This is a genomic window from Microbacterium sp. zg.Y909, from assembly GCF_024626565.1.
Window position 1 is genome coordinate 1 of record NZ_JANJFJ010000647.1, and the last position, 906, is coordinate 906.

Consider the following 906-nt stretch of genomic DNA (forward strand, 5'->3'; position numbering starts at 1 on the left):
TCCGATCATCACCGCGATCTGCCGCGAGATCTTCCTGCAGACCCCGCGTCTGCACGAAGAGGCAGCGCTGGCCCTGGGCGCGACCCGCTGGGAGATGATCCGCATGGCCGTCTTCCCGTTCGGTCGCTCCGGCATCGTCTCGGCATCCATGCTCGGTCTCGGCCGCGCGCTCGGAGAGACGATGGCCGTGGCGATGGTCCTCTCGGCCACGGGCGTGGTGACCTTCCGCCTGTTCACCCCGTCGAACCCCAGCACCATCCCTGCCAACATCGCCCTCACCTTCCCCGAGTCGTATGGCACCAACGTCAACGTGCTCATCGCGACCGGCCTGATCCTCTTCGTGGTCACGTTCGCCGTCAACGCGCTGGCGCGCTGGGTCGTCAACCGCCGCAAGGAATTCTCGGGGGCCAACTGATGACCGTCACCACCTCCCCCGCTCCCTCGTCGGCGCCGTCCCCGGCACCGGCGCCCGCCTCACTGCGCCTGACCAGCGGCCGCCTGCCGCGCTGGGCGCCCTGGGCGATGCTCGCCGGATCCGCCGCCGGCGTCGCACTGCTGTTCGCCGTCATCGCCCTCGCGGGCGACTCCGCCTTCAACGTCGCCGGCTGGGCCATCGTCTCGGCACTGGTGTACCTCGCACTCAGCACCACGATCTCGACCGTCATCGAGGGCGCTCGAAAGGGCAAGGACCGCCTGGTCACCGGCGTGGTGACGGCGGCTTTCCTCGTCGCGATGGTGCCGCTGGTGTCGGTGGCGATCACGGTGGTCACCAACGGCGTGGCCGGACTGTCTGCGGAGTTCTTCACCCACTCGATGCGCAACGTCGTCGGCGAGGGCGGCGGCGCGCTGCACGCCATCGTGGGCACACTCCTGATCACCCTCGCGGCGGCGGCCATCTCGATTCCG

General features: G+C 69.5%; 1 protein-coding gene and 1 pseudogene. Both read left to right on the top strand.

Annotated elements, in window-relative coordinates; translation table 11 throughout:
* On the top strand, window positions 1-415 hold a 415-nt coding region (locus NQ160_RS23760; RefSeq protein ID WP_257517448.1), incomplete at its 5' end, for a PstC family ABC transporter permease.
* Window positions 415-906 (top strand): annotated as a pseudogene (locus NQ160_RS23765) (phosphate ABC transporter permease PstA); the annotation flags it as partial. The gene NQ160_RS23760 and the pseudogene NQ160_RS23765, both read left to right, overlap by 1 nt.